The sequence below is a fragment of the uncultured Campylobacter sp. genome (assembly GCF_938045225.1).
In the GTDB taxonomy this organism is placed as follows: domain Bacteria; phylum Campylobacterota; class Campylobacteria; order Campylobacterales; family Campylobacteraceae; genus Campylobacter_A.
Map to the genome: position 1 here is coordinate 1 of NZ_CALINL010000217.1, position 6,509 is coordinate 6,509.

At 44.8% G+C, this 6,509-nt stretch carries 7 protein-coding genes; 5 read left to right on the forward strand and 2 right to left on the reverse strand.

Annotation, left to right across the window (positions count from 1 at the left end; translation table 11 throughout):
• Positions 1–182: 182 nt before the first annotated feature.
• Both ftsY and Q0200_RS07860 read right to left on the reverse strand, forming a co-directional pair.
• A complete protein-coding gene (gene ftsY, locus Q0200_RS07855) occupies positions 183–1,052 on the reverse strand; it encodes a signal recognition particle-docking protein FtsY (RefSeq protein ID WP_297939986.1) in 870 nt (289 codons plus the stop codon).
• The gene (locus Q0200_RS07860; protein WP_297939987.1) at positions 1,052–1,630 is read right to left on the reverse strand and encodes a TlpA disulfide reductase family protein; all 579 of its coding nucleotides are present in this window, start codon (positions 1,628–1,630) and stop codon (positions 1,052–1,054) included. Before Q0200_RS07860 ends, ftsY begins: the two co-directional genes overlap by 1 nt.
• 44 nt (positions 1,631–1,674) lie before the next feature.
• Between Q0200_RS07860 and Q0200_RS07865 the strand changes: the two genes are divergently transcribed.
• From Q0200_RS07865 to Q0200_RS07885, 5 genes are read left to right on the forward strand one after another with little or no spacing between them, the layout of a single operon-like run.
• A complete protein-coding gene (locus Q0200_RS07865; protein WP_297939988.1) occupies positions 1,675–2,313 on the forward strand; it encodes a 5-formyltetrahydrofolate cyclo-ligase in 639 nt (212 codons plus the stop codon).
• Positions 2,246–3,799, forward strand: coding sequence for a ribonuclease Y (gene rny, locus Q0200_RS07870; protein WP_297939989.1), 1,554 nt, complete (start codon positions 2,246–2,248; stop codon positions 3,797–3,799). The genes Q0200_RS07865 and rny overlap by 68 nt, the downstream gene beginning before the upstream one ends.
• An 18-nt stretch (positions 3,800–3,817) precedes the next feature.
• Positions 3,818–4,408, forward strand: coding sequence for a lipid-binding SYLF domain-containing protein (locus Q0200_RS07875; protein WP_297939990.1), 591 nt, complete (start codon positions 3,818–3,820; stop codon positions 4,406–4,408).
• 9 nt (positions 4,409–4,417) lie between these two features.
• Positions 4,418–4,990, forward strand: a complete 573-nt coding sequence (locus Q0200_RS07880) for a DedA family protein (RefSeq protein WP_297939991.1) — start codon at positions 4,418–4,420, stop codon at positions 4,988–4,990.
• Positions 4,987–6,300 carry a DUF945 family protein gene (locus Q0200_RS07885; RefSeq protein ID WP_297939992.1) on the forward strand — a complete coding sequence of 438 codons (1,314 nt, stop codon included), beginning with the start codon at positions 4,987–4,989 and terminating at the stop codon, positions 6,298–6,300. Before Q0200_RS07880 ends, Q0200_RS07885 begins: the two co-directional genes overlap by 4 nt.
• Positions 6,301–6,509: the final 209 nt, after the last annotated feature.

Sequence of the window (6,509 nt, forward strand, 5' to 3'; positions counted from 1 at the left end):
AGCTTCCAAGCTGCGAGGATGGGGAGCTGCTTTTTGGCAGCGGCGGGATTTTATATGTGTTTTGGTGCGAAAGCTCGCGGGTTAGCGCGTTTTTTACGCAGTGCACGTGAGGCGGCGCGATTTTGTTAAATTTGAGCCGATTTAAATAGCTAAACTAAAAAACTAAAATTTACGTCTGCGATCTAGGCGTAAATTTCATCCACGATAGTATCTACGAAATCGTGCGGGTTAAATTTGACTAGATCATTCATCGTCTCGCCGGTGCCGATGTAGAGTATCGGCAGCTCCAGCTCGCGTGCGACCCCAAAAAGCGCTCCGCCCTTTGGCGTGCCGTCAAGCTTGGTGATGATGACGCCGTCAAGGCTCACGATGTCGTTAAAAGCCTTTGCTTGAGCGAGGCCTGCGTTACCCTGAGTGCCGTCAAGGATCAGGATTTTGCGGTGCGGCGCGCCTGCGTAGGCTCTGTCTGCGATGCGAACGATCTTGCTTAACTCATTGGCTAAATTAGTTTGATTTTGCAGGCGACCTGCGGTATCTAGGATGACGTTGTCTAGGTTTTTAGCCACGGCCGAGCTTATCGCGTCAAAGGCGACCGCGGACGGATCGTGACCTTGTTGCGTAGCGACGATAGGCACGCCAGTTCTCTGCGCCCACTGACGTAGCTGCTCGATGGCTCCTGCTCTAAACGTATCGCAAGCGCCCAAAATAACGCTTTTGCCTTCATTTTTATATAAATTCGCAAGCTTTGCGATCGTGGTCGTTTTGCCAGCTCCGTTGACGCCCAAAATAAGCTCCACGAAAGGCTTTGCGCTTTTTACTTCGCGCTCGTTTTCGTATATGAAGTAGGTATTTAAGAGTCGCTTTAGGTCGTCTTTTTTGACCTCGTTTTGCGGCGGCAGATAGTAGAGGACCTCCTCGACGATCTCGTAGGCGATATCGGCTTCGAGTAGGATCTCTTCTAAAATTTCCTTTGAGATTTTTTTATCGGTGGGCTTTGACGAGCGGATCGCCGTTAGCGTCTTATCAAGCCCCTTTTTTAAAAAACCAAACATCAGTCGATCACCTTATTTATATCGCTTTCTAGCATCTCTTCGGGCACGAGACCGACGTAGTGCGTAGCGTATTCGCCGTTTGGTTTATAAAGCACTATGTAGGGTATGCCTACCACGCCGCCGAGAGCCTTGGCAAAGCGAGAATTACCCTCGCCGTAAGCGACGTCGAAATTTATCTTATATTTTTTCATAAACGCGTCTATTTCATCCTTTGATTTATCTTCCATAAGTACGCTTACGATTTTTAGCTTACCTTTAAATTTATCGTTTAGATTATTTAGGTGCGGTATTTCGGCCTTACAAGGCGGACACCAGGTGGCGAAAAAATTAAACAAAATCGCCTCGTCGTTACCCTCGACTTTAAAGCCTTTGTCGAATTTTTGCAGTGTCATCTTGCTCTCGTCCATGAGAGTTAGATCAAAAGGCGCTTCTAGGCTTGCACTTTGGCTTTGGCTAGGAGCAGACGTAGTTGTTGTTGGAGTCGCGTCGCTAGTTTTGTTTGCGTCGCTTTTATTTTCATTGTCGCAGCCGCCTAAAAATAGAGCTAAAAATGGTATAATCAGAAGAGTTTTTTTCATATTTTTCCTATTTTGAAATTTGGAAGAAATTATACATAAAATTTATGAAACGAGCGTTAAATTTGACAAAAGAAGATTTTAGGCGAGACGCCAAACGGATTTTAAAAAAAGAGGTTCAAATTTCGGCGCGAGCGAAACACTATAAGATGTTTAAGCCGCTTTTAAATTTGCTAACCGAGCTTAAAGCGAAACGGATTTTGATATTTAATCCCCTTTCGTATGAGCCAAATTTCTACATTTTGAGGCGCGAGCTAGCCAAAAGGTATGAAATTTTCGTTCCGTTTATGCTTGGTATTAGTTTAGAAATGGTAAAATCCAGGCTACCGCTTATATCTCGGACGAAATTTGGCGTAAAAGAACCGCTAAGTACCAAGATATTTAAAAAGCGTATAGACATAGCTATAGTTCCGACTCTCGGGGTGGACGGAAATATGGCGCGCATAGGGCACGGTAAAGGTTTTTACGATAGATTTTTTGCAAATTTGCCTTACCGACCTACCTTGATATTCGTTGAAATTTTAGACAATTTTACTAATGAAATCATATCCGAAGATCACGATGTCACTTGTGATTTTTACCTGACCCCGAGCAAAATTTACGTAAAAAGAGGAATCTATGATAGAGATTTTAATCGGCTTAGGAGCAGGTGCGGCGGGCGTTGGCGCAGGCTATCTCATCGCTAAAAAAATCAACGACGCGAACTACAATATATTTTTAGAGCAGGCAAAAGCAAAGGCTAAAGCGATAGAATTTGAAGCCGAGCGCACGCTAAAAGACGCTAAAATCCAAGTCCAAGAGGCTGAATTTGAAGCCAAGAAAAAATATGACGACAAAGCCGTAAAACTGCAAAAAGAATACACGCAAAAATTTGAAGAGATCGGTAAAAAAGAGCAAACTTTGCTAAACGAGCAAGAAATTTTAAATGAAAGCAGGGTCGAGCTAGAAAAATCTCGAAACGAAGCAAAAAGCGTCTATGAAGAAGGAATCGGACTAAAAGCAAGCTACCAAGCTAAGCTACAAGAGGCGCTAAAGGTACTCGAGCACGCCGCCGGCTTAACGCAAGAAGAGGCGCGCGAAGAGGTGCTAAAAAAAGTAGAGGAAAAAAGTCGCGCCGAGATCGCTCATATCGTACGAAAACACGAAGAGGAGGCCAAACGCGAGGCTAAAAAGCGCGTGAATTATATTTTGGCGCAGGCTACGTCGCGATTTGCGGGAGAATTTGCCGCCGAGCGTCTGATAAACGTCGTGGATATCAAAAATGACGAGCTAAAAGGACGCATAATCGGCAAAGAGGGGCGCAATATCAAGACCCTAGAAATGGTGCTAGGCGTAGATATCATCATCGACGATATGCCGCACGCTATCACGCTAAGCAGCTTTAACCTCTACCGAAGGGCGATCGCGACGCGCGTGATAGAGCTTTTGGTGCAAGACGGCCGAATCCAGCCTGCGAGGATAGAGGATCTACATAAAAAAGTATGCGAAGAATTTGAGGCTTCGATCCTAGAGGAGGGCGAAAATATCGTCATCGACCTAGGCCTTAGCAAAATCCATCCCGAGATAATGAAACTAATCGGTAAGCTAAAATTTAGAGCCAGCTACGGACAAAACGCCCTCGCGCACAGCCTCGAGGTGGCTCATCTTGCCGGCATCATCGCCGCTGAAACGGGCGGGGATGAAAAACTAGCCAAAAGAGCGGGCTTGCTGCACGATATCGGCAAGGCCTTGACGCATGAATTTGAGGGCAGCCACGTCGATTTGGGCGCTGAAATTTGCAAACGCTACAAAGAACACCCCGTCGTCATAAATGCCATCTACGCCCACCACGGGCACGAGGAGGCAACTAGCGTAGAAAGCGCCGCCGTTTGCGCTGCGGACGCTCTAAGTGCGGCTCGCCCCGGAGCGCGTAGAGAGGTGCTTGAGAGCTTCCTAAAACGCGTTGAAGAGATAGAAAACATCGCAAAAAGTAAAGAAGGCATCAAACAAGCATACGCGATAAACGCGGGCCGCGAGATCCGCGTCATCGCAAACGCCAAGCTCATAAACGACGACGAAGCAGTGCTTGTGGCTAAAGAGATCGCCGCAGAGATCGAGAGTAAGGTGCAGTATCCGGGCGAGATTAAAGTAAACGTGATCCGCGAAACCAGAGCTATAGAAATGGCAAAATAGGTCAAATTTAGGTAGAAAATGAGAAAAATTTTACTAGCGATTTTTTGCGTTTTAGCGCTTGCGGCAAACGACGAGCTCGTGCTAAACGCGTCAAATTCTTTTACGACGACGATGCGTAAAAACGCGGACGCACCGGTTAAGGCTTTGCTTCAAAATGCAAAAGCGGTCGTCGTTTTTCCGAGCATTACTAAAGTTGGCTTCGTGCTGGGCGGTATGCACGGTAAGGGCGTGATGCTCGTGGGAAACCCGTACGCACCCAGCGAAATGATGGTCGTGGATATCAGCGGCGGCAGTATCGGACTGCAGGTGGGTTACGAAAATAGCTCGCTCGTGCTTTTTATCCTAAAAGATAGCCTGGTGGCCGACATAAAAGACGCCAAAATCACGATAAACGCCGACGCATCGTTTGCATTTGCCGATACGGGCAAATTTTACGGTAGAGTGAGCGATTTTAGCTTTACTAGCGATATCTACGCGTATACGGACAACGACGGATTTTTTGCCGGGGCGAGCTTTGGCGGAGCAGTGCTAGCTAAAACTAGCGACGCGCCTCTAAGGATGGATAGCTACGGATACAACGCGCTAATGAGCGCTATCTCAAAATACTAAAGGCCAAATTTGCAAGAGATGCTAACCTCGCTATCGACCTACGGGTACGTGATAGTGTTTTTATATTCGCTTGGAGGGGGCATGGTTGCTATCATCGCAGCCGGCGTGCTAGCTCATCTAGGCAAGATGGACATAACCGTGAGTATCGTGCTGGCAGCCGCAGCTAACGCTATCGGCGATACGCTGCTTTTTTATGTCAGCAGGTATAACCGCGCGGCCGTGATGCCGTATCTGGCTAGACATAAACGCAAGCTTGCCTTCTCTCAAATTTTATTCAAGCAGCACGGAAATAAAATAATATTTTTCAAAAAATTTATCTACGGACTAAAGACTCTCATCCCGCTTGCTATCGGACTTACGAAGTATTCGTTTGCTAAATTTAGCGTCATAAACGTTGTTAGCGCGGTAGCTTGGGCGATTTTGCTCGGACTAGGTAGCTTTTGGGCGGGTGAGGCGTTTGAGCGGGCGTGGGATTTTATGGGCGAAAACGGCTGGCTGATGCCGGTTGCGATGTTTTCGCTACTGGCGCTCATCTGGGTATATCTACAACAAGCGACGAAAAAGAAAGGAAGGTCGGAATGAAAAAGTTACTCATTGTATTGGTGATTATAGCCGGCGTGGTTTTTGGCGGGCTAAAATTTAACGCAAACAAGGTGGAGGAAAAATATAACGAGGCTTTGAACCTAATCAAAGCAAACGGTATGGAGGTCAAAAACAGCGTATTTGAGGGCGGTCTGCTAAAATCGCACGCAAACTACGACGTGGTTTTGTCTAAAAACTACATAAACGAGCTCGTCTCTCTTGGCGAAGAGTACGGCGCACCCGAGGATCTAGCGATAAAAATCGATATGAATATCTCGCATGGATTTGACAGCTTGCTGGGTAAATTTGAAGTCGCGGGCGATGCCGAGTTTTTAAACGACCCGTATAAAAATTTCATAAAAGAGATATTTGATACGACTAGACCTATCAAATTTCACGCGGACGGTGCTTCTGGCGGAGATAAAAAATTCGTCTTTGAGCTAGTCGGAGTGCAAAAAGAACAAGACGGCAATAAGCTAAATCTCGCCAAATCGTTTTTAAATTTTGACATAAACGGCGAAAAGAAAATAACCGGAGCTACTTTTGTAAACGACTTTATCGATTTTGCTAGTAAACAAGGTGTCGCTATAAAGATAAAAAATATCGACTACGACGTGAAGTACGAAACGCCGATCGAGCCTAATATGATCTCAAAAGCTCTCGTAAATAGCGCTTATAAATTTGAACTTGGCGGTATAGACGTGATTTCGGGTGCCGAGGCTCTGCAAATCGGAAAGATAGCGAGCGACTCAAAACTAACCGTGCTAAGCGATACTTTAACGCAGGATGATACGAGCACTATAGAGAAAATAAAATATGGAAAATATGAATTTAAAGACTTTTTGATAAAAACGAAATTTTCAAATTTAGATAAAGGCGCGTTTGAAGATATTATTAATGCAAAGGGAGAGCCTGAAGCTCAGCTTGCGGCTATAATGCAAGCGCTTGATAAATCTATAAAAAGAGCGCCGAAGCTTACATTTGAAAATTTAAATTTTAAAAATGCGGCAGGCAAGAGCTATGTCTCAAATTTTGAGATTTCTATCGACCCGGACGGGATAGATAGTCAAAATTTCCTTGATAATATCCCGACTGCTATAAATTTTAGCGGTAAAATCGAGCTTGATACGACGCCGGGCGAGTTTATATTCGGTAGCGGCGAGGAAAAAGAGGGAATAGATGCTATGCTCGTAAACGGCGGACTATTTAAAGAAAACGGCGGCAAATACGTAACTATCTTTAAATATAATAAAAGAACGCAAGATTTAATCTTTAACGAAAATCTATCTTTAAAATCTCTTTTTCAATAAAATTTGGCATGCTTAGGCAAACTTTTATGTTTGTTTAAGCATCTTTTAAGTACTTCCAAAAAAACAGCTACTATAACTATAGCGCCTGAAACCGGCTTTTTGCAGGTTGCTTTTGCCGATCGCTCTTGATTGTGAAATTTTTCCACAATTATCTTTTTCCTTCAGCTTCTTTTAAGCATCTTGCTTGTATAATTCCAGCTCACGAATTG